Source organism: Streptomyces sp. NPDC050508, from assembly GCF_040655155.1.
In the GTDB taxonomy this organism is placed as follows: domain Bacteria; phylum Actinomycetota; class Actinomycetes; order Streptomycetales; family Streptomycetaceae; genus Streptomyces.
The window spans coordinates 34269-55562 of record NZ_JBFAJJ010000032.1 but is presented as its reverse complement, the minus strand read 5'-3'; the positions used below and the strand labels follow the sequence as shown (position 1 = coordinate 55562).

At 69.2% G+C, this 21294-nt stretch carries 20 protein-coding genes; 13 read left to right on the top strand and 7 right to left on the bottom strand.

Annotated features, from left to right (window positions below; genetic code table 11):
- Positions 1 to 777: 777 nt before the first annotated feature.
- On the bottom strand, positions 778 to 2274 hold the full coding sequence (locus tag AB0I69_RS46475; RefSeq protein WP_363101899.1) for an oligopeptide:H+ symporter: 1497 nt from the start codon (positions 2272 to 2274) through the stop codon (positions 778 to 780).
- 514 nt (positions 2275 to 2788) lie between these two features.
- On the opposite strand from AB0I69_RS46475, the gene AB0I69_RS46470 reads away from it, so the two are divergent.
- A complete protein-coding gene (locus AB0I69_RS46470) occupies positions 2789 to 3466 on the top strand; it encodes a response regulator transcription factor (protein WP_174447603.1) in 678 nt (225 codons plus the stop codon).
- 126 nt (positions 3467 to 3592) lie between these two features.
- On the top strand, positions 3593 to 4870 hold the full coding sequence (locus AB0I69_RS46465) for an ATP-binding protein (RefSeq protein ID WP_363101898.1): 1278 nt from the start codon (positions 3593 to 3595) through the stop codon (positions 4868 to 4870).
- 19 nt (positions 4871 to 4889) lie between these two features.
- On the opposite strand, the gene AB0I69_RS46460 is transcribed toward AB0I69_RS46465, so the two are convergent.
- A complete protein-coding gene (locus AB0I69_RS46460) occupies positions 4890 to 5420 on the bottom strand; it encodes a GtrA family protein (protein WP_363101926.1) in 531 nt (176 codons plus the stop codon).
- A 128-nt stretch (positions 5421 to 5548) separates the two neighbouring features.
- Between AB0I69_RS46460 and AB0I69_RS46455 the strand changes: the two genes are divergently transcribed.
- The 4 genes from AB0I69_RS46455 to AB0I69_RS46440 all read left to right on the top strand — a co-directional run bounded on the left by AB0I69_RS46455 (position 5549) and on the right by AB0I69_RS46440 (position 9692).
- Complete coding sequence (locus AB0I69_RS46455; protein ID WP_363101925.1) at positions 5549 to 6724, top strand: 5-(carboxyamino)imidazole ribonucleotide synthase; 1176 nt, start codon at positions 5549 to 5551, stop codon at positions 6722 to 6724.
- Positions 6721 to 7245 (top strand): 5-(carboxyamino)imidazole ribonucleotide mutase, encoded by a 525-nt coding sequence (gene purE / locus AB0I69_RS46450; protein WP_363101897.1) that lies wholly within the window; start codon positions 6721 to 6723, stop codon positions 7243 to 7245. The genes AB0I69_RS46455 and purE overlap by 4 nt, the downstream gene beginning before the upstream one ends.
- Before the next feature lie 5 nt (positions 7246 to 7250).
- Positions 7251 to 8429 (top strand): dipeptidase, encoded by a 1179-nt coding sequence (locus tag AB0I69_RS46445; RefSeq protein WP_363101896.1) that lies wholly within the window; start codon positions 7251 to 7253, stop codon positions 8427 to 8429.
- Between the two features lie 120 nt (positions 8430 to 8549).
- Positions 8550 to 9692 carry a dipeptidase gene (locus AB0I69_RS46440; RefSeq protein WP_363101895.1) on the top strand — a complete coding sequence of 381 codons (1143 nt, stop codon included), beginning with the start codon at positions 8550 to 8552 and terminating at the stop codon, positions 9690 to 9692.
- Positions 9693 to 9700: 8 nt separating this feature from the next.
- Here AB0I69_RS46440 and AB0I69_RS46435 read toward each other — a convergent pair whose 3' ends face one another.
- Entirely contained in the window at positions 9701 to 10081 is a 381-nt protein-coding gene (locus AB0I69_RS46435) for a VOC family protein (RefSeq protein WP_363101894.1), read from the bottom strand.
- Positions 10082 to 10119: 38 nt separating this feature from the next.
- Positions 10120 to 10479 (bottom strand): VOC family protein, encoded by a 360-nt coding sequence (locus AB0I69_RS46430; RefSeq protein WP_363101924.1) that lies wholly within the window; start codon positions 10477 to 10479, stop codon positions 10120 to 10122.
- Between the two features lie 90 nt (positions 10480 to 10569).
- Between AB0I69_RS46430 and AB0I69_RS46425 the strand changes: the two genes are divergently transcribed.
- Positions 10570 to 11070 (top strand): CGNR zinc finger domain-containing protein, encoded by a 501-nt coding sequence (locus tag AB0I69_RS46425; RefSeq protein ID WP_363101893.1) that lies wholly within the window; start codon positions 10570 to 10572, stop codon positions 11068 to 11070.
- Between the two features lie 128 nt (positions 11071 to 11198).
- On the opposite strand, the gene AB0I69_RS46420 is transcribed toward AB0I69_RS46425, so the two are convergent.
- The gene (locus AB0I69_RS46420) at positions 11199 to 12542 is read right to left on the bottom strand and encodes a UDP-glucose/GDP-mannose dehydrogenase family protein (RefSeq protein ID WP_363101892.1); all 1344 of its coding nucleotides are present in this window, start codon (positions 12540 to 12542) and stop codon (positions 11199 to 11201) included.
- A 178-nt stretch (positions 12543 to 12720) separates the two neighbouring features.
- Between AB0I69_RS46420 and AB0I69_RS46415 the strand changes: the two genes are divergently transcribed.
- The 4 genes from AB0I69_RS46415 to AB0I69_RS46400 all read left to right on the top strand — a co-directional run bounded on the left by AB0I69_RS46415 (position 12721) and on the right by AB0I69_RS46400 (position 16670).
- Positions 12721 to 13878, top strand: coding sequence for an acyl-CoA dehydrogenase (locus tag AB0I69_RS46415; RefSeq protein WP_317885619.1), 1158 nt, complete (start codon positions 12721 to 12723; stop codon positions 13876 to 13878).
- A gap of 161 nt (positions 13879 to 14039) precedes the next feature.
- Positions 14040 to 14615 (top strand): hypothetical protein, encoded by a 576-nt coding sequence (locus tag AB0I69_RS46410; protein WP_363101891.1) that lies wholly within the window; start codon positions 14040 to 14042, stop codon positions 14613 to 14615.
- Between the two features lie 43 nt (positions 14616 to 14658).
- Positions 14659 to 15621, top strand: a complete 963-nt coding sequence (locus AB0I69_RS46405) for a site-specific integrase (protein WP_363101890.1) — start codon at positions 14659 to 14661, stop codon at positions 15619 to 15621.
- A gap of 233 nt (positions 15622 to 15854) precedes the next feature.
- Positions 15855 to 16670: a methyltransferase domain-containing protein gene (locus AB0I69_RS46400; RefSeq protein WP_363101889.1), complete on the top strand. Its 816-nt coding sequence runs from the start codon at positions 15855 to 15857 to the stop codon at positions 16668 to 16670.
- 6 nt (positions 16671 to 16676) lie between these two features.
- On the opposite strand, the gene AB0I69_RS46395 is transcribed toward AB0I69_RS46400, so the two are convergent.
- Positions 16677 to 17969: an LCP family protein gene (locus AB0I69_RS46395; RefSeq protein WP_363101888.1), complete on the bottom strand. Its 1293-nt coding sequence runs from the start codon at positions 17967 to 17969 to the stop codon at positions 16677 to 16679.
- 92 nt (positions 17970 to 18061) lie between these two features.
- Between AB0I69_RS46395 and AB0I69_RS46390 the strand changes: the two genes are divergently transcribed.
- Positions 18062 to 18616 carry an acyl-CoA thioesterase gene (locus AB0I69_RS46390; protein ID WP_363101887.1) on the top strand — a complete coding sequence of 185 codons (555 nt, stop codon included), beginning with the start codon at positions 18062 to 18064 and terminating at the stop codon, positions 18614 to 18616.
- 47 nt (positions 18617 to 18663) lie between these two features.
- Here AB0I69_RS46390 and AB0I69_RS46385 read toward each other — a convergent pair whose 3' ends face one another.
- Positions 18664 to 20118, bottom strand: coding sequence for an LCP family protein (locus tag AB0I69_RS46385; RefSeq protein ID WP_363101886.1), 1455 nt, complete (start codon positions 20116 to 20118; stop codon positions 18664 to 18666).
- A 126-nt stretch (positions 20119 to 20244) separates the two neighbouring features.
- On the opposite strand from AB0I69_RS46385, the gene AB0I69_RS46380 reads away from it, so the two are divergent.
- Positions 20245 to 21294 carry a glycosyltransferase family 2 protein gene (locus AB0I69_RS46380; protein WP_363101885.1) on the top strand — a complete coding sequence of 350 codons (1050 nt, stop codon included), beginning with the start codon at positions 20245 to 20247 and terminating at the stop codon, positions 21292 to 21294.

Sequence of the window (21294 nt, the reverse complement as noted above, 5' to 3'; positions counted from 1 at the left end):
TCACCCTTGACTCGTCTCACGCAATCCCGTGAGAGAAGCGAGCGGGCGGCCGTGAGGGATGGGTGGCCCAGCTATGAATTCCCTTGCCTGTACTGCGTTCCGGGCCGGGGTGAGGGGGCGCGCTCGCGTCTCGCCAGCACGCCGGGCAGGCTTAGCGGCCAACGGTGAGTGGGGACACCCGCAACAGGCGGGATGGAGGATGGATAGATGGAGCCTCCGGGCCGGTCACCGACGACTGACGGCCGTCGGCGACTGGCGGCCGGTGGGGCGAGCGCGTCGGGCATCACACTTCCGCACCCACCACTCTCTGCGGTGTGGGGTCTTTTCTAACCAGTCATGGGGCGGGTGAATGGTTAGTCTGACCCACACACCTTCCAGCACCCCCACCCACCCACCCACCCACCCACCCACCCACGCGCGCGCTCACTCACTCACCCACTCGCGGTTGGCCGCTGAGACGGCCCGGCGTGCTGGCGAGACGCTGACGCGTCCCTCCACCCCGGCCAAGAACGCAGTACAGGCAAGGGAATTCATGGCTGGGCCACCCGTTCCTCCGGGCCGCTCGCTCGCTTCTGAAACGGGCTGGAGCGGGTTGAGTCAAGGGTGGAGCGCAGCGGAATCGGCGTAGCCGACGCGACCGTAGGGAGCGCCCTTTACTCGGGCCGTGGAAGCCCGACACTGGCCAAGAAGCGAGTGGCTCAACGTTCACCGGGAAACGCCGGAACACGAAAGGGCCGCCGTACCCCGAAGGATGCAGCGGCCCTTTGCAGACGAACGTCAGTGCACGTCGCCCATGAGTTCCTTGACCTTCTTGCGGTACATCCACACCGCCGCGCCCGCGAGGACGGCAAGGGCCGCCTGCAGCGTCACGATGCCCGTCTTGTTCAGGTCGACGCCCGCGATGGACAGGAGGCCCGTCGTCGCGTCGCCCGCCGTGACGGCGAGGAACCAGACGCCCATCATCTGGGAGGCGTACTTGGCCGGAGCCATCTTCGTGGTGACCGACAGGCCGACGGGGGAGAGGGTCAGCTCGCCGACCGTCTGGACGAAGTAGATCGCCACCAGCCACATCGCCGCCGCCTTGTGACCGCCGTCGGCGATGGCGAGCGGGGCGAGGAAGAGGAAGAAGGACGCGCCGATCAGGACCAGGCCCATCGCGAACTTCGTCGCCGTGCTCGGCTCCTTGCCGCGGCGGGCCAGGGCCAGCCAGGCCCAGGCGAAGACCGGGGCCAGCGCCATGATGAGGACCGGGTTGACCGACTGGTACCAGGAGATCGGGAAGTTCCAGCCGAAGACGGTGTTCTTCGCCGAGGAGTCGGCGAACAGGGACACCGTCGAGCCGCCCTGGTCGTAGATCATCCAGAACACGGCCGCGGCGACGAAGAACCAGATGTACGCGGACATCTTCGACTGCTCGGAGCGGTCGAGGTCCTTGTCGCGCTTGATGCGGGCGATGACGACGACGGGGATGAGCAGGCCCGCGACGGTGATCGGGACCAGCAGCCAGTTCAGCGTGTAGTGGCCGGAGAAGCCGACGACCGCGTAGAAGACGACCGCGACGGCCGCCCACAGTGCCGACTTGCGCAGCGTGGCCGCCTTCTCCTCGGCGGACAGCGGCGTGGGGACGATGTCCGAGCGGGAGCTGAGGTGGCGCGTGCCGATCAGGTACTGGGCGAGGCCGATGGCCATGCCGACCGCGGCGAGCGCGAAGCCGAAGTGCCAGTTGACGTTCTCGCCGACGGTGCCGATGGCCAGCGGCGCGGCGAAGGCGCCGACGTTGATGCCGATGTAGAAGAGCGTGAAGCCGCCGTCGCGGCGCGGGTCGTCCGGGCCGTCGTAGAGGTGGCCGACCATCGTGGAGATGTTGGCCTTCAGGAGACCGGAGCCGATCGCCACCAGGCCGAGGCCCGCGAAGAACGTGCCCGAGGACGGGAGGGCCAGGGTGAGGTGGCCGAGCATGATGATCACGCCGGCGACGGCGACCGTCTTGCGGGGGCCGAGGACACGGTCCGCGAACCAGCCGCCGGGCAGGGCGAGCAGGTACACGAGCGACAGGTACACCGAGTAGATCGCGGTCGCGGTGGCCGCGCTCATGTGCAGGCCGCCCGGTGCCACCAGGTACAGCGGGAGCAGAGCCTTCATGCCGTAGTAGGAGAATCGCTCCCACATCTCGGTCATGAAGAGAGTGGCCAGTCCGCGGGGGTGGCCGAAGAAGGTCTTCTCGGAACCGGGGGTGCCCGGAGTCACCGAGTCCTTCGTCAGGCTGGACGCCATGGTCGTTCCTTGCTGGTTCGGGACGCGCATGCAAGAGCGGTTGCGCGCCCGGTGGGGGGCGGCCGGCACCGGCGGGATCGGCACGTCCGTCCCCACGCCCTCGGGGAGTCCGCCCCGGGTCACGGGGCGGTGGACGGCGACCACTGGGATCCACGCCCTGCGCGTACTGCGCTCGGGCCCGGCCACAGGTCATTCCTTTCAAGGCTGGCAACAGCCAACCCGCACACAAAAGAGACCTTCAGCAGTAAATGCTCGCCAAAGGTCCCCTGTGTTGCTGCAGGCGTTCAGGTCACCATACGGCAGGACACTGCCGGATATGGAAGGACTTGAGAGATCGATCACAGGGAGAAGTGGAACCGCGGTCGGTCTTTCGAAGGTGGATACAAGGATGGCACCCCACAGGCACAGGTTCGGACCGGATTCTTCACCGCAGCGATTCCGACTTGCCCCAAGGTAAGAATCACTCGTGGCGATCACACCCCGACCGCTGTCCGAGGCGGACTACCATCACCTCATGACCCGTGTACTGCTCGCCGAGGACGACGCGTCCATCTCGGAGCCGCTGGCCCGCGCTTTGCGACGGGAAGGTTACGAGGTCGAGGTGCGCGAGGACGGACCGACAGCGCTCGACGCCGGCATCCAGGGCGGCATCGACCTGTGTGTCCTGGACCTGGGCCTGCCCGGCATGGACGGCCTGGAAGTCGCCCGCCGACTGCGCGCCGAGGGCCACACCGTCCCCATCCTCATCCTGACCGCACGCGCCGACGAGGTGGACACCGTCGTCGGCCTCGACGCGGGCGCCGACGACTACGTCACCAAACCCTTCCGGCTCGCCGAACTGCTCGCCCGTGTCCGGGCCCTGCTCCGGCGCGGCGCGGCCGAGCCCGCGCAGCCGCCCGCCACACACGGCGTCCGTATCGACGTCGAATCGCACCGGGCGTGGATGGGTGACGAGGAACTCCAGCTCACCGCCAAGGAGTTCGACCTGCTGCGGGTGCTCGTGCGGGATGCCGGGCGGGTTGTCACCAGGGATCAGTTGATGCGTGAGGTCTGGGACACGACGTGGTGGTCGTCGACGAAGACCCTCGACATGCACATCTCCTGGCTGCGGAAGAAGCTCGGTGACGATGCGGCGAACCCCCGGTACATCGCCACTGTGCGGGGTGTCGGGTTCCGGTTCGAGAAGAGCTAGGTCGGTCTACGCGCGACATCGCCGTGGTGGCTTGGGTGGGTGCGCGGGTGCTGGCTGTGTGTGGCTGGTCGCGCAGTTCCCCGCGCCCCTCTAGGGCGCTGAAGTCGCCGTTTCTCGGAGAGTGCCGTGCGTCGTCGTCTTATTCAGTCCACGCTTGCCGTCGTGCTCGTCGTGATCGCTGTCTTTGGTGTGTCTCTTGTCATCGTGGAGACGCGGACCATCAGCAACAGCGCCCAGGAACGCGTGGATTCCGAGGCGCTCAGGCTGGCCAGCATCGTGGACAGCCGGATTCTCGGGGCGGAGATCGTCGACTCGGAGGTGCTGCGCACCCAGGTCACGGAGGATCGGTACGCCGTGATCCGCATCCCGGGTGACCCGGTGATCGCGGTCGGCACCAAACCGACGGGTGACGTGATCCGCTCCACCGCCAAGGGCGAGGAGGGCGAGACGGTCACCGTCGAGGAGCCGCGCTCCACGGTGACTCGTGAGGTCGGGCGGACCCTGCTGATCATCGGCGCGGTCGCCCTGCTCGCCGTAGTGGCCGCAGTGCTGCTCGCGGTACGGCAGGCCAACCGGCTCGCCTCGCCGCTCACCGACCTCGCGGAGACCGCCGAGCGGCTCGGGTCCGGTGATCCGCGTCCCCGGCACAAGCGGTACAGCGTGCCCGAGTTGGACCGGGTCGCCGATGTTCTCGACGCCTCCGCCGAGCGCATCGCCCGTATGCTCACCGCCGAGCGCAGGCTCGCCGCGGACGCCTCCCACCAACTGCGTACGCCTCTCACCGCGTTGTCCATGCGGCTGGAGGAGATCACCCTCACCGACGACCCGGACACGGTGAAGGAGGAGGCGACGATCGCGTTGACGCAGGTCGAGCGGCTCACGGACGTCGTGGAGCGGTTGCTGACGAACGCGCGTGACCCCCGTACCGGCTCCGCCGTCTCCTTCGACCTCGACGAGGTCATCCAACAGCAGCTCGCCGAGTGGCGTCCCGCCTACCGCAGTGCGGGCCGCGCGATCGTCAGCTCGGGCAAGCGGCATCTGCAGGCCGTCGGCACCCCGGGCGCCGTCGCGCAGGTGCTGGCCGCGCTGATCGAGAACTCCCTGATGCACGGCGGCGGCACGGTCGCCCTGCGCACCCGCGTCACCGGCAACCAGTCCGTCGTAGAGGTGACGGACGAGGGCCCCGGAGTGCCCACCGATCTCGGCGCCCGCATCTTCGAGCGCACGATCAGTGGCCGCAACTCGACGGGGATCGGTCTGGCGGTCGCGCGTGACCTCGCGGAGGCGGACGGCGGGCGGCTGGAGATGTTGCAGGCGCAGCCGCCGGTGTTCGGGCTGTTCCTGTCGCGTACGCCGCCCACGAAGCGGCCGCTGGTGGAGGAAGAGGAGCCCACGGTCCGCTGAGCCGGAGAAAGAGGGTGTTTCAGCTCACGTGCTGCTTGGGGCGGGGCAGCGGCTCCGGCTGGGGCTGGGGCTTCAGAAAGGACTCCGCGACCGGGGCCTCGGCTTCTTCCTCTTCGTCCTCGGCCGGCAGCGCCTTGAACACCCAGCTGCGGTAGGACCAGAAGCGGAACAGCGTCGCGATGCCGATGCCGAGCACCTTGAAGACGTTGCGCTGCAGCGAGCTGTCCCAGCCGAAGCCGTAGATCGCCGCGAACAGGATGCCGTTCTCGATCACCAGGCCGACCAGGCTGAACGCCAGGAACAGGGTGAGTTCCTTGGTGCGGGCGCTCTTGTCGCGGTCACGGTAGGTGAAGTAGCGGAAGCCGATGTAGTTGCACGCGATGGCGACAATCGTGGCGATCACGTTGGCGCGCACGGCCTGCAGGCTGGTCAGATGCCACAGCAGGTTGGAGACCGCGAAATTCACCACGGTGCCCACCACGCCCACCGCGCCGAACTTGGCAACCTCTCGCGCGAGCCGTTTGAAAGGCCCTTCGGAACCACGTTCCATGGTTGTGCAGGCCCCTGTCATCTCGGATTCGTCGACCAAGCCATGCTAGCCACCGCTTTCCTCCGGCGCCCGTGAAGCCGCTCACAGGTTGGGAAGAGACCCGGAAAAGAACGGTAAGAGGTACGGAAATCGGGCCGCCGTGGCGTGACCGATACCCTGGGGGAGTGACGTTCCCGGTAGTCGGCATGGTCGGCGGGGGGCAGCTCGCTCGTATGACACACGAGGCGGGCATCCCGCTCGGCATCAAATTCAAGCTTCTCAGTGACACCCCTCAGGATTCCGCGGCGCAGGTCGTCGGCGATGTCGTCATCGGCGACTACCGCGACCTCGACACGCTGCGTGACTTCGCGCGGGGCTGCGATGTGATCACCTTCGATCACGAACACGTACCCACCGAGCATCTGCGCGCTCTGGAGGCGGACGGCATCCCCGTGCGCCCGGGCCCGGACGCGCTCGTGCACGCCCAGGACAAGGGCGTGATGCGGGCGAAGCTCGTCGAGATCGGTGTGCCGTGCCCGAGGCACCGCATCGTCGCCGACCCGGCGGACGTGGTCGCCTTCGCGGCGGAGGGGGACGGCTTTCCCGTCGTCCTCAAGACCGTCCGCGGTGGCTACGACGGCAAGGGCGTGTGGGTCGTCGACTCCGTGGAGGAGGCCGCCGAACCCTTCCGGGCCGGCGTCCCGGTCCTCGCCGAGGAGAAGGTCGACTTCGTGCGGGAGCTGGCGGCGAACGTCGTACGCTCCCCGCACGGCCAGGCGGTCGCCTACCCGGTCGTCGAGTCCCAGCAGGTGAACGGCGTCTGCGACACGGTCATCGCGCCCGCCCCCGGCCTCGACGAGTCCCTCGCGCTGCAGGCCGAGGAGATGGCGCTGCGCATCGCCAAGGAACTCGGTGTCGTCGGCCATCTCGCCGTCGAGCTGTTCCAGACCGGCGACGGCCGCATCCTCGTCAACGAACTCGCCATGCGCCCGCACAACTCGGGCCACTGGACGCAGGACGGCGCGATCACCAGCCAGTTCGCCAACCACGTCCGCGCCGTCCTCGACCTCCCCCTGGGCGATCCGCGCGCACGTGACACATGGACCGTGATGTGTAACGTGCTCGGCGGCGACTACCCGGACATGTACTCCGCGTACCTGCACTGCATGGCCCGCGACCCCCAGCTGAAGATCCATATGTACGGCAAGGACGTGAAGCCCGGCCGCAAGGTGGGCCACGTCAACACCTACGGCGCCGATCTGGACGACGTGCTCGACCGCGCCCGTCACGCAGCCGGCTACCTGAGAGGCACGATCACCGAATGAGCCCTGTCGTTGGAATCGTCATGGGGTCGGACTCCGACTGGTCCGTCATGGAGGCCGCCGCGAAGGCCCTCGACGAGTTCGAGATCGCGTACGAGGTCGACGTCCTCTCCGCGCACCGCATGCCGCGCGAGATGATCACGTACGGCGAGCAGGCCGACGGCCGCGGCCTCAAGGTGATCATCGCGGGCGCGGGCGGCGCCGCCCACCTCCCCGGGATGCTCGCCTCGGTGACCCCGCTGCCGGTGATCGGCGTCCCCGTACCCCTGAAGTACCTGGACGGCATGGACTCGTTGCTCTCCATCGTGCAGATGCCGGCCGGTGTGCCCGTCGCCACCGTCTCGGTCGCCGGTGCGCGCAACGCGGGCCTGCTCGCGGCCCGCATCCTGGCCACGCACGACGAGGAACTCCTCGTCCGTATGCGGGACTTCCAGCAGGAGCTGAACGACCAGGCCACCGAGAAGGGCAAGCGCCTGCGCGCCAAGGCCGAGGGCTCCGGCAGCGGCTTCGGCTTCGGGAAGTGACGGGGATGACTTCACTCGACGAGGCGCGGGAACTCCTGCGTGAGTTCCCGGTGGTCGACGGGCACAACGACCTGCCCTGGGCGCTGCGCAACCAGGTCCGCTACGACCTCGACGCCCGCGACATCGCCGTACACCAGAACGCCCATCTGCACACCGACATCCCGCGCCTGCGCGAGGGCGGCGTCGGCGCGCAGTACTGGTCGGTGTACGTGCGCTCGGACCTGCCCGACCCGGTGCCGATGACGCTGGAACAGATCGACTGCGTACGGCAGTTGCTGGCCCGCTACCCGCAGGACCTGGCGCCCGCGCTGACCGCCGCGGACATGGAGTCGGCGCGCGATGAGGGTCGTATCGCCTCGTTGATGGGCGCGGAGGGCGGGCACTCGATCGCCAACTCCCTTGCCACGCTACGGGGGTTGTACGCCCTCGGCGTCCGCTACATGACGCTCACCCACAACGACAACAACGCCTGGGCGGACTCGGCGACGGACGAGCCGGGCGTGGGCGGTCTGTCGGCCTTCGGCCGTGAGGTCGTGCGGGAGATGAACCGCGAGGGCATGCTCGTCGACCTCTCGCACGTCGCGGCGACGACGATGCGTGACGCGCTGGACGCGACGAGCGCACCGGTGATCTTCTCCCACTCGTCGTCGCAGGCCGTCTGTGATCACCCGCGCAACATCCCGGACGACGTGCTGGAGCGGCTGCCGGCCAACGGCGGCATGGCGATGGTGACGTTCGTGCCGAAGTTCGTGCTCCAGGCCGCCGTGGACTGGACGGCCGCGGCCGACGAGAACATGCGCGCGCACGGCCTGCACCACCTGGAGACCACGCCCGAGGCGATGAAGGTGCACCGCGCCTTCGAGGAGCTCAACCCGCGCCCGGTCGCCACGGTCTCCACCGTCGCCGACCACCTCGACCACATGCGCGAGATCGCGGGCGTCGACCACCTCGGCATCGGCGGCGACTACGACGGCACGGCCTTCACCCCCGACGGCCTGAACGACGTCTCCGGCTACCCGAACCTGATCGCGGAGCTGCTGGACCGCGGCTGGTCCAGGCCCGACCTGGCCAAGCTGACCTGGCAGAACGCGGTACGGGTGCTGGGCGCGGCGGAGGACGTGGCGCGGGAGATCCGGGCGACACGTGGGCCGTCGAACGCGACGATCGAGTCGCTGGACGGCTGACCGGCGCGGCGCGGGAGCGCCCACTCCCGCGCCCGTACCCCGAACGCCCCGCTCACCAGGTAGCCCCCTCGTCAGCGTGCGACGGTGACCGTACTGCCGTAACGACGTACGGAGCCCGCCATGGCCGACCTCCAGGACCAACTGCACTCGACGACCGAGGTCGGCGAGCTCGACGACTTGGTCCACGAGCCCTTTCCCGGTGAGCCCTTCCCACCGGACAGCGCGGAACCGTACGACCCCGTCTCCGACCCCGAGGCGGCCCCCCTGGAGCGCGCCCGCGCCATCCTCGCCGCGCACCCGGTCGCGGACGGCTACAGCGGGCTGCCGTGGGCGCTGCGGCACCTGCCGTGGTTCGACCTGGAGCTGGGCGAGAGTTCCGTGGACACCGATGTGCCGCGGCTGCGCGAGGGCCATGTCGGCGCCCTGTTCTGGTCGCTGCACCTGCCCGAGGGCCTCGCCGGGGACCGGGCGGTCGGCGCCACCCTGGAACAGCTGGACCTGGTGAACACGGTGGTCCGCGCCCACCCCGAGGGCCTGCGCCTGGCGTACACCGCAGGGCAGACCACCGACGTGCGCAACTGCGGCCGTATCGCCGTGCTGCTCGGCCCCGCCGGAGCCACCGCGCTCGGCGACTCCCTGGGCATCCTGCGCTCCCTGCACGCGCTGGGCCTACGGGTCCTCACGCTGGCCGGGGTGTCCTGGGCGAGCGAGGCCGGGCTGACCCGGTTCGGCGAGGAGGTCGTCCGCGAGATGAACCGCCTCGGCGTGCTCGCCGACCTCTCCGGCGCCTCCGACGGCACGGTCCGCCGCACCCTCGCGGTCTCCAAGGCGCCGGTCCTGTTCACCCGCTCCGCCGCCCGCAGCCTGCGCCCGCACCCGGCGAACCTCTCCGACGAACTCCTCGCCGCGGTCGGCGCCGCCAAGGGCCTGTGCATGGTGCCGCTCACCGCCGAGCAGACCGGCCCGTCCGTCCGGGACGTCGCCGACCACCTCGACCACGTCCGCGAGGTCGCGGGCCGCGAGTGCGTCGCCCTGTCCGGCACCTACGACGCCGGTACGGCCCACCCGCAGGACCTCGCCGACGCCTCCTGCTACCCGAACCTCATCGCCGAACTCCTCCACCGCGGCTGGCCCGAGCCCGACCTCGCCCTGCTGAGCTGGGGCAACGTCCAACGCGTCCTGCGCAGCGCCGACTTCACGTCCCGCGCCGCCCAGCAGCGCCGCGAGCCGTCCACGGCGAAGATCGCCGAGCTGGACGGGTAGATCCTCGGCTAGTGGTTGATCCGGCAGAGGCAGAAGGGATGCCCTGCCGGATCGGCGTACACCCGGAAGTCCTCCTTGTCCTGCCGCTCCAACACCCGCGCGCCGAGGGCCAGTACGGCACTCTCGGCCGCCTCGATCTCCTCCCAGGTCGACCCGGCGTCGAAGTCGAGATGGAACTGCTGCGGCCGGTCCGCGCGCGGCCACTCCGGTGGGGTGTAGTCGGTCGCCCGCTGGAAGGCGATCCGCGGCCCGTCCGGAATATCGAGTACGACCCATTCGTCGTCGGCGGCGTGGGGCGTGCCGCCCAGGATCCCGGCGTAGAACGCGGCGAGCGCGAGCGGGTCCGGGCAGTCGATCACGGTGGAACGGAAACGTGCCACGGCGGACATGGTGACCTCCAGAATCTCCAGAATCTCCGGGATTGACGTCAGCAGGCGCAGAGGCAGAACGGGTGCCCCGCCGGGTCGGCGTACACACGCCACGTGCGCGAGCGGTCCTCAGTGTCCAGCGGCGTCGCGCCCAGCGCCAGGACGCCCTTCTCGGCCGCGTCCAGGTCCGCGACGGTCAGGTCGAGGTGGAACTGCTGCGAGTCGCCGGGCGCGGGCCACTTCGGCGGTACGTGCCCTGGAGCCTTCTGGAACGCCAGTGACCGTCCTCCCGGCAGTTTCAGGTCCACCCAGTCCCCCTCGCCCTCGACGGTGCCGCCCAGGATCCCGGCGTAGAAACCGGCGAGTGCGCGGGGGTCGGGACAGTCCAGGACGACGGCACCCAGCTCGGCGATGGCGATGGCCATGACGGACTCCTCCTTGTTACCTGCGGATGGCATTATGTGGTAACGGTTACTGCATGCTCCCGCATTGGAGGTAACGTCGCAAGCATGAGTGAGAGAGTTTCCGCCCCCGGCGACCTGGCCCTGATCGAGGCGCTGGTCAACACGCTGGACATCGAGGCGGGCGCCGACGAACTCGACACGGCGGACGGCCGGGCGCGCTTCGGACTGACCGAGGACGAGGTGCCGCGCGCCCGCGAACTGCGCGAGTCCCTGCGCGCCACCCTGCTCGCCCACGCGGGCCACCCCGCGCACCAGGACGTGACCCCGCTCGGCGAACTGCTCTCCCGGGCCCCGCTGTTGGTCGCGGTCGACACACGCGACGGCTCGGCGCACATAGAGTCCGCCGACGCGGAACCCCTGCTCTCCCGCATCGCCGCGACGATCGCCGAGTCCCTCGTCGCGGGCACCTGGCCCCGCCTCAAGGCCTGCGAGGCCCCCACCTGCCACTGGGCGTACTACGACCGCAGCCCGGCCGGCCGGGGCCGCTGGTGCTCGATGGCGGTGTGCGGGGCGCGCGCGAAGATGCGCCGGTACCGGGCCAAGTAGCCCTAGCCGGGGGCGACTTGAGCGGTCCGCGCGCCGAGCACGGCCCAGTGGTGCAGAATGCAGCCAGACGCCGGTCCGGCCGACTGAGCCTCGGCCGGACCGGCGTCGCCTTGCCTGCGGGCCGCTGCCTACGCCGTGGGACGGCCCATCGCGCGGAACGTCCAGCCCGCCTTCCGCCACAGCTGCGGGTCGAGCGCGTTGCGCCCGTCGAGGACCACCCGGGCGCGTACGGCCTCGCCGAGCGCCGCCGGGTCCAGCTCGCGGAACTCCCGCCACTCCGTCAGGTGCAGGACGACATCGGCGCCCCGCACGGCCTCCACGGCGGTGTCCGCGTAGCCCAGCGTCGGGAACAGCCGTAGCGCGTTGGGCATGCCCTTCGGGTCGTACACCGTGACCTGGCCGCCCTGGAGGTGGATCTGGCCGGCGACGTTCAGTGCGGGGGAGTCGCGTACGTCGTCCGAGTCGGGCTTGAACGTGGCGCCGAGCACGGCGACCCGCTTGCCCAGGAAGGACCCGCCGCCGAGCGCCTCGCGCGTCATCTCCACCATCGCCCCGCGCCGCCGCATGTTGATGGAGTCGATCTCGCGCAGGAAGGTCAGCGCCTGGTCGGCACCGAGCTCACCGGCGCGCGCCATGAACGCCCGGATGTCCTTGGGCAGACACCCGCCGCCGAACCCGATACCCGCCCGCAGGAACTTCTTCCCGATCCGCTCGTCGTGCCCGATCGCCTCGGCCAGCTTCACGACATCGCCGTTCCCGGCCTCGCAGACCTCGGCCATGGCGTTGATGAAGGAGATCTTGGTGGCGAGGAAGGAGTTCGCGGCGGTCTTCACCAGCTCGGCGGTCGGGAAGTCGGTCACGACGAACGGCGACCCGGCCCCGATCGGCACGGCGTACACCTCGCGCATCAGCCGCTCGGCCCGCTCGCTCCGTACGCCGACCACGATCCGGTCCGGATGCAGCGTGTCCTGGACGGCGAACCCCTCGCGCAGGAACTCCGGGTTCCAGGCCAGCTCGGCGTCCTCCCCGGCGGGCGCGTGCTCGGCCAGGTATGCGGCCAGCCGGTCCGCGGAGCCCACCGGCACGGTGGACTTGCCGACGACGAGCGCGGGGCGGGTGAGGTGCGGGGCGAGCAGCTCGAAGGCCCCGTCGACGTACGACATGTCGCAGGCGTACTCGCCGTGCTTCTGCGGGGTGTTCACGCACACGAAGTGGACGTCGCCGAACTCCGCGACCTCGGCCCAGTCCATGGTGAAGCGCAGCCGTCCGGTGGAGCCCTCGATCCCGGCGACGTGCTTGCGGAGCAGCTCCTCCAGCCCCGGTTCGTACATCGGGACCTCACCCCGCTGGAGCATCGCGATCTTCTCGGGCACGACGTCAAGACCCAGCACCTCGAAGCCCAGCTCGGCCATGGCCGCGGCGTGCGTGGCGCCCAGGTAGCCGGTGCCGATCACGGTGATCTTGAGGGCCATGAATGCTCCAGAAGGTGTACGGGGGCGATGCGCGCCCGAGCATAGTCGGAGGTCCTGACGGGCAGTTTTCCCCCTGTCGCCAAGCTCACGTATCACTCCCGTGGGCGGGCCCCTAAAATTTGGGTTACTTAACGGTAATTAGCACCGTCATCACAGCGTCCTTGGAGCGTGAGAGACCTTGGCCGGATCGGCTGACTTCGACCTGTACCGCCCGTCAGAGGAGCACGACATGCTCCGCGACGCGATCCGCTCACTGGCCGAGGCGAAGATCGCGCCGTACGCCGCAGCGGTGGACGAGGAGTCCCGCTTCCCGCAGGAGGCCCTCGACGCCCTCGTGGCGAACGACCTGCACGCCGTCCACGTACCCGAGGAGTACGGCGGCACCGGCGCGGACGCGCTGGCCACGGTGATCGTGATCGAGGAGGTGGCGCGGGTCTGCGCGTCCTCCTCCCTCATCCCCGCGGTGAACAAGCTGGGCTCGCTCCCCGTGATCCTCTCCGGCTCCGAGGACCTGAAGAAGCGGTACATGACCCCGCTCGCCAAGGGCGACGCGATGTTCTCGTACGCCCTCTCCGAGCCGGACGCGGGCTCCGACGCGGCCGGCATGAAGACGAAGGCGGTCCGCGACGGCGACCACTACATCCTCAACGGCGTGAAGCGCTGGATCACCAACGCGGGCGTCAGCGAGTACTACACGGTGATGGCGGTGACGGACCCCGAGAAGCGCAGCAAGGGCATCAGCGCCTTCGTCGTCGAGAAGTCCGACGAGGGTGTCTCCTTCGGCGCCCCGGAGAAGAAGCTCGGCATCAAGGGCTCCCCGACCCGCGAGGTCTACCTCGACAACGTCCGTATCCCGGCCGACCGCATGATCGGCGCGGAGGGCACCGGTTTCGCCACGGCGATGAAGACCCTGGACCACACCCGCATCACGATCGCGGCCCAGGCCCTCGGCATCGCCCAGGGCGCCCTCGACTACGCCAAGGGCTACGTCAAGGAGCGCAAGCAGTTCGGCAAGCCGATCGCCGACTTCCAGGGCATCCAGTTCATGCTCGCCGACATGGCCATGAAGATCGAGGCCGCCCGCGCCCTGACCTACCAGGCGGCAGCCGCGTCCGAGCGAGGCGACAAGAACCTCACCTTCCAGGGCGCGGCGGCCAAGTGCTTCGCCTCGGACGTGGCGATGGAGGTGACGGTCGACGCCGTCCAGCTCCTCGGCGGCTACGGCTACACCCGCGACTACCCGGTCGAGCGCATGATGCGCGATGCGAAGATCACCCAAATATACGAAGGAACGAACCAGGTTCAGCGCATCGTGATGGCGCGCAACCTGCCGTAAGAGGCTGAGCACAGGAGGCGTCCTTCGGGGGGCGCCTCCATTCTTCCTGAAGCGTGAAACACGGAACATGGCGTGGGTCGTGTTTCATGTTCTATGCTTCGCGTGTGTCCGGGGGCCACCCGGCACATGGTGGCTGCTGTGTGTCGCGCTATGTTCGACTGGTGACCAGTGAACGTGGAGACGCCGAACTGCCTGAGGGATGGCGCGTGGACGGAGAACAACTCGTCCATGAGGCCGAGTTGCACGGCTGGAGGTTGACCGTGGTGAGCGTTCTGGGCGCGCCATGGGACGGCCCTTCCAGCCTTCGTATCGATCCTCCCGCCGACCTCGACGCCGTAGCGGGGACGGACGGCATCACGGCGGAACTCATGCGATCGATCTCCATGGCGGAGATCCGCAGGACGACGAAGGAACTTCGTGCGCGACTGGGCTACGCGATCGATGGTGCCCGGTCCGGTGTCGTGCTCGACAGAGTCGAGACCGAGCAGGACTACGCCCTGATGTCCCGCGAGTATGTGCGGCTGGTGGAACAGGGATACCGGAGTCCGATCACGCGGCTGGCGACGGCGTGGGGGATGAGCCGGAACACCATCAGCGGCCGTATTCGGCGGGCGCGCGCCATGGGTTTCCTCGACGGGCCGCCAGGTAAGCCCGCTGATCGCCTGACGGCTAAGTCCAGGCGATGTCTGGAGAGGGAAGAACATGAGCCGAGCCGAGACCGGTCGGATCGGGAGTGAGCCGCTCGTTGTGGTCTTCGAACGATGGGCTACGACGCGTGGCTTGGAAAACAGCAGCGTCAAGCAGTATCGGTCGATCCTGAGCCGAAGCGTCGTACCGTTCTTCGGGGCGCGGATCATCGGCGCACTCGTGCCGGCCGACATCGAGGAATGGGTCACATGGATGACCCACACGCGAAAGTACAAACCGTCCACGACGAGGTTCCGCTTCAACATCCTCATGTCGGTTTTCGCCTGGGCGACGGAATGCGGGCTGGCCGACAGCAACCCCTGCAAAGGAGTCGACCTCCCTGTCAGCCGGGCACGGGCGCACCGAGACCAGCGAGCCGAAGTCCACGTCCCCAGCGCGGAAGTTGTGCACGCTGCCATTGGGGCGGCACCTGAGCGCTATCGCGGCATGTTCTGGCTCATGGCCGGATGCGGCTTGCGTCTCGGTGAGGCCATGGGCATCGGGCGAGACCGGATCCACTTCGGCGGTAGGACACTCACAATCGACCGGCAGGTCGCCTGCGACGGGGATACCGGATCGGGCAAGTACGGCAGCATGCGGCTTCGTCACATCAAGTGGCGTGAGGAGGGCGACAGAGGACGGGATGTTCCGCTCCCTGACGTGGTGGCCCTGGCTGTGCGTCGGCATCTCAACCAGTACGAGACCTGGGGTCCTGAAGAACTCCTGTTCAGCAACGTCACTCGCACCGGCTTGTTGTACCCGTACTACTGGTACTCCAGGATCTGGAAACCCGCCTTGGCTGCCGCCGACATCGCCTATTTCAAACCGCACAGTTTCCGGCACTTCTACGCCGCGTCCCTGTTGTCCCAGGGCGTGCCGGTGAGCGAGGTCTCCGTGTGGCTCGGCCACTCATCCGTCAGTTTCACGGAGCGGTACTACGGGGACCTCATGCCGGATGCTCCGGATCGTGCCCGGCTGGCAATGGACGGCGCCCTTGGACTTGTCCGCCCGGCGGACGGCATGGGTTCAACGCGTGGGCTGTTCGGTGTGGCCTGACAGTGGCGTGAGTCGGCATGGCCATATGGACGTCGGCAGGGCCTCGACGACGCGGCCTCCGGTTCGATGTCGGTGGCTCTTGCCGACTTCAGTGAGGAAACCCGTTCGGAGCGGATGCCCGATGGAGAGAGGGGATGGGTGACGCCGGGCGCGGCGATGTGAGCGCCGACTGACGCGAGTCGAGGGCACCCCCGGCGGGTGCCCTCGCTGCTTCGTCCGGCATGCTGCGGCCCATGAACGATCCGACCCAGGCTTTCGACACCGCCGAACGCACCATGTGGGCCGGCCGCGCCGACGCCTATGCCGGGAGCTTCGCGCTTCTCTGCGCACACCCTGTGGCGCAACTGCTGGACACGGCCGGGGTCGAGGCCGGGACGTACGTCCTCGACGTCGGCACCGGGACCGGTACGGCGGCCCTGGCCGCGCTGGCGCGGGGTGCGCGGGTGTGTGCCGTGGACGCGGACGCCGGGATGGTGGCCGCCGCGCAGCAGGCAGGCGTTGCGGCGAGCGTCGCCGTACTGCCCGAACTGCCCTTCCCCGACGGCGAGTTCGATGCCGTCGTCGGCAACTTCGTCGTCAACCACGTCGGCCGCCCCCGCGCCGCCCTCGCCGAACTGCGGCGGGTGCTGAAGCCGGGCGGCCGGGTCGCGCTGACCTCGTGGGGCGCGCGGAGAGGCGCCGGGCAGGAGTTGTTCGGTCGGGCGTTCGCGGCGGCGGAGGCCGTGATCCCCGCGGATCTGCCACGGCTCGACCCGGCCGAGGACTTCGCGCGTACGGCGGACGGGTTCGCGGAGCTGCTCCGCGAGGCGGGCTTCACGGACGCCCGGGCGGTCGAGCTGGAGTGGGACCACCGCACCACCGTCGACGCGTGGTGGGGCGGACCCGCCGCCGGGGTCGCCACGGCGGGGCTGGTCGTCACCTCGCAGGAGGCGGGGACGGTCGTGCGGATCCGGCGGGAGTACGAGCGGCTGGCCGGTGAATTCACCGCCGGGGGAGACGAGTTGGCCCTGCCGCACATCGCGTTGCTCGCGTGCGGCAGGGCCCAGTAGCTCTGCTCAGTTACCGGAGACCGTGACCTTCTGGTCGTTGTTCAGCTCGTTCACCAGCGTCTTCACCTTCGCCTTGTCCCAGACGAGGTTGCCACCGACGGAGCCCGAGAGCGGCATGTTCATCGAGGTGCCGTCACCGCCGCTGACGCCCTTCATCGCCCAGAACATGGACGCCAGGTCCCAGAGCGACATGTCCTTGTCGACGGACAGGGAGTCGAGGCCGGCGCCGAGCGTCGGGTAGAGCTTGAAGGGGTTCAGCAGGGTGCCCGGCGTCGCGACCTGGTGCGCCAGCGCCGACAGGAACTTCTGCTGGTTCTTCGTGCGCTGGAGGTCCGACGCGGCGAACGCGTGCCGCGTACGGACGAAGGCGAGGGCCTGCTCGCCGTTCAGCGTCTGCTTGCCGGCCTTGAAGTCCGCGCCCGAGTACGAGTCCTTGAAGCCCTTGTCGATGTCGATCGTGACCCCGCCGACCGCGTCCACGATGTCCGCGAAGCCGTTGAAGCCGATCTCGACGTAGTGGTCGATGTGCAGGCCCATGTTGTACTCGACGGTCCGGACGAGCAGCGTCGGGCCGTCCTCCGCGTACGCCGCGTTGAGCTTCGTCTGCCGGCCCGTGTTCTGGTACGTCTTGCCCGAGGTGGATCCCACGTACGACGGGATCGTGACGTTCGAGTCGCGCGGCAGCGAGATCAGCGTGTCGCCGCTGTCGCCCACGTGCAGGATCATCATCGAGTCCGTGCGCTTGCCCGCGGCGGAACCGGTGTGCAGCTTCTTCTTCTCGGCGGCGGTCAGCCCCTCGCGGCTGTCGGAACCGACGATCAGGTAGTTCGTGCCGTCGCCCGCCTCCGGCCGGTCGATCACCTTCGACAGGTCGACGTCACGGTTCAGCTTGGAGTCGGCCCAGAAGTAGGTCGCCACGGAGGTCACGACCAGCACCGTGACCAGGGTGATCGCGGTCCACTTGATACGACGGCGCCAGTTCGGCGCGCGCCGCGGACCCCGCCCGCCGTCCGGCCCCGCCGGTCCGCCCGGCCCACCACCGCCGTAGACCTGGCCCGTGTTGTAGCCGTCGTGCCCGTTGTCGTAGCCGCCCTGGCCGTAGCCGTTCTGGCCCTCGTCATAGCCCTGGCCGTCCGTGTACGACGGCTGCGGCGGGACTCCGGCGCCGTACGGCGGGGCCTGCGGGCCGCGTCGTACCTGACGCATCACACGTGCGCTCTCCGGCTGTGCGTTCGCGCTGCCGCGTCCGTACTCGTTGCCGCGGTTGCCGCCGGACCATCCCTCGGGCCAATCGTTCATGGGGCCCAGTGTGCAGGTAGCGGCTATGTCGTTTACAAGGGTCGTAGGAAAATCAGGGCACTGCTGTTGCGAAGCCAACACAAAGTCCGCAGATGTCCACCCGGCATAAGGTGAAGTCCATGACAGACCCCCTGCCGGGCAAGCCGACGTCCGCCTCCCGGACCACCCTCAGTCACATCATGACCAACGCCGACACGAACCTGCTGGGCACGGTGCACGGCGGTGTGATCATGAAGCTGGTCGACGACGCGGCCGGCGCCGTCGCCGGGCGGCACAGCGGGGGACCGGCCGTCACCGCGTCGATGGACGAGATGGCGTTCCTGGAACCGGTCCGCGTCGGCGACCTCGTCCATGTGAAGGCGCAGGTCAACTGGACCGGGCGGACGTCCATGGAGGTCGGCGTGCGGGTCATGGCCGAGCGCTGGAACGAGTCGAACCCGGCCACCCAGGTCGGCTCGGCGTACCTGGTCTTCGCCGCCGTGGACGCCGACGGCAAAGCGCGCCGGGTGCCGCCGGTCCTCCCGGAGACCGAGCGCGACGAGCGCCGTCACCAGGAGGCCCAGATCCGCCGCACCCACCGCCTGGCCCGCCGCCGCGCCATCATGGAGCTGCGCGAGAAGCGGGCGGCGGAGGGCCTCGACGACTGACCCTTCCCGAAAAAGTGTTACAGAAAAAGGCGAAGTGTCACACTTTTTCAGGCACACCCCACCTCGTCCCCGGTCACCACCCCGAACTCGCCCTGCTGCACATCCGTCGCCCGTACCCGCGTGACCTGCTTGAAGTCACTCCCGGCGATCACCTTCAGCAGCGGCCCCTGCCCCTTCACCGCCCGCAGCTCGCTCCCGGGCAGCGCCGCCGCGAGGGACTTCGCGGAACGGTCCCAGCGCGGGTCGTAGGCGACGACCGTCCGTCGTACGGTGCGGTCGGCCGCGCTCGTCGGCTGGTGCGTCGTACGGAACCCGGTCGCCGCGAGCGCCGCGTCCACGCGCTTGCCGAGACCGCCGGTCGCCGTCCCGTTCTCCACCTGGACCTGGATCTGCTGCGGGGCCACGTCCACCTTCACGGCGTTGGCGTGCGCCGCCTTGTGCACGGTCAGGGGCTTGTCGTCGCGCAGGGCCTGGAAGAGCTTGGCCGCCTTCGGCTCGTCCCACTTCAGCGTGGAACCGATGCCCTTCACGACGTATCCCATCTGCCCGATGGGCACGGTGGTGAACTCGGAGGAGGAGGGCGAGAAGCTGCGCATGGCCCGGCCGAGGTCGAGCAGTTCGTCGGTGCCGAAGCCCTTGTCCGCGCGGACCGACCCGAGCACGGCGTGGGTCACATCACGGAACTTCAGCGGATTCAGCAGCACCCCGGAGGACGTGGCCTGGTCGATCAGCGCCGCCAGGAAACGCTGCTGGCGCTTCATCCGGCCGAGGTCGGAGGCGCCGTCGACGTGCCGGGAACGGACGTACTGGAGGGCCTGCCCGCCCATCAGCGTGTGCGTGCCGGCGGACAGATCGAGGCCGGTGTACGAGTCCTTCAGGGGCTCGGCGGTACAGATCTTCACCCCGCCCAGGACGTCGACCGTTTTCATGAAGCTGGTGAAGTCGACCTCCAGGTAGTGGTCGATCTTCACGTGGGTCATGGACTCGACGGTCTGGACGGTGAGGTTCGGGCCGCCCTCCGCGTACGCCGCGTTGATCTTGATGGGGTGCGGGCCGTGGTGCTCGCCGGTGGTCTGGTCGGTGTGCGGGGGCGTCTCGGCGTAGGAGTCGCGCGGGATGCTGACGACGCTGGCCCGCTCCCGGTCCTCCGAGATGTGCACGATCATGATCGTGTCGGTGCAGTGACAGGGGGCGCCGCCGAGATGGTACGCGCGCCGCTCCGCCTCGGTGATCTTGTCGCGGCCGTCGGTGCCGACGAGCAGGACGTTCATGCCGTGGCCCGCGCGCGGCCGGTTCTTCATGTCCTTGAAGGGGTCGACGCGGGCGATGTCCGCGTCGAGGCTGGTGACCACCGCGTGCCCGATCCCGGCGGACGCGAGCACCACCACGGACAGCGTCGTCGCCGCCCGCATGGCCCAGCGCGGCTTCTTCGGCCGTACGGGGGGCCGTGGGCGGCGCTGAGGGGGACGGGCGGCGGGGGAGCGGCGGGGCGGCGTGGGCATGGGGGACACCTCCGCGAGGGCCGTACGTGGGATCTTGAGCACCGTAGGCCGATACGATCTGATACCACCGCCGCCGCCCCGGGCGGGCGCATCGGTGTCCCCCGTTCGCGGTAACGTGAGCCCCCTATGAACGCCAAGCCCGACGTGCGACTCCCCGCCGTTTCTGTGATCATGCCCGTCCTCGACGAGGAGCGGCATCTGCGCGGAGCCGTCCAAGCGATCCTCGCGCAGGAGTACGACGGCGAGATGGAGGTCGTGCTCGCCCTGGGTCCGTCGAAGGACCGTACGGACGAGATCGCGGCCGAGCTCGTAGCGGAGACTGCATCTTTTAAAAGCAAGCGTGTCCACACGGTCCCGAATCCGGCCGGCCGCACCCCCGCCGCCCTCAACGCCGCGATCAAGGCATCCCGCCACCCGATCGTCGTCCGCGTCGACGGCCACGGCATGCTCTCGCCGAACTACATCGCCACCGCCGTACGGCTCCTGGAGGAGACCGGCGCGCAGAACGTCGGCGGCATCATGCACGCCGAGGGCGAGAACGCCTGGGAGGACGCGGTCGCCGCCGCGATGACCTCGAAGATCGGCGTGGGCAACGCGGCCTTCCACACGGGAGGGGAAGCGGGTTCCGCCGAGACGGTCTACCTCGGGGTGTTCCGCCGCGAGGCACTGGAGCAACAGGGCGGCTACAACGAGGAGTTCATCCGTGCCCAGGACTGGGAGCTGAACTTCCGGATCCGGGAGGCGGGCGGCCTGATCTGGTTCTCGCCCGAGCTGAAGGTGTCGTACCGCCCGAGGCCGAGCGTGAAGGCGCTGGCCAAGCAGTACAAGGACTACGGCCGCTGGCGGCACGTCGTCGCCCGCTATCACGAGGGCTCCATCAACCTGCGCTACCTCGCCCCGCCGACCGCCGTCTGCGCGATCGCGGCCGGCATCGTGGTCGGCGCGGCACTGACACCGTGGGGCTTCCTGGTCCCGGCCGGCTACCTCGCGGCGATCACCCTCGGCTCACTCCCGGCGGGCAAGGGCCTGTCCCTGAAGGCCCGCCTGCAGATCCCCGTCGCCCTCGCCACCATGCACATGTCGTGGGGCTACGGCTTCCTCACCAGCCCCAAGTCCCTTGCGCGCAGGGTGATCGCGTCCCGGCGGCCCGCGGTACTCAGCTCGACCAGCAGCTGA